The 563-nt window shown below is 41.0% G+C and carries 1 protein-coding gene; it reads right to left on the bottom strand.

The genetic code is table 11. The annotated features are described in order from the left end of the window. Positions 1 to 479, bottom strand: a 479-nt coding sequence (locus HMPREF3129_RS10570; RefSeq protein ID WP_070487030.1) for a DUF6246 family protein, incomplete at its 3' end; no start/stop codon positions are given. Positions 480 to 563 lie beyond the last annotated feature (84 nt).

Consider the following 563-nt stretch of genomic DNA (forward strand, 5'->3'; position numbering starts at 1 on the left):
TCAATTGCCATAAACTCATCTGAGAATTCGTTTTTGCCTTCATTGCGTTGAAGTTTGCGGATCTTCGCTTTACCGATAATTCCGTGAGTGAATAATTCTCGAGCAATGACGATAATGTCAGCGATTGGCATCTTGCCGTTTTTATAGACGATACCGCGTTTACCTGATTTCCATTCTCCAATGATTTCCGAACAATCATCATCACAACACGCCTGCATCACTATCATTGCCGTTTGTAGGATATTACGCCCATATGTTGGCTTGCTAATCGCTTTAATTAGCCACTCAGGAATAACCCTGTAGCTCATTACGGCGCGTGCAATTAACTCTTGCACCTCAGCGCCATTTAATTGACCGTAGGCTTTCACAATCTGTTTAGGCTCACCGATTCTTGTCATATTGATGAACGATGGTCTAAATAAGTAATCATTTTTATCAGTAGAGATAACCATCTCACCGATTTCTAAAATAGGCGTCATAAACCCTCCTGAATATTATCAAGGGTACTCGAAAGCACCCTTTGTAATATTAAGCAGCTGTAACAGTGACCACGCATTTTGCAG

The organism is Proteus sp. HMSC14B05 (assembly GCF_001808035.1).
Classification (GTDB): domain Bacteria; phylum Pseudomonadota; class Gammaproteobacteria; order Enterobacterales; family Enterobacteriaceae; genus Proteus; species Proteus mirabilis.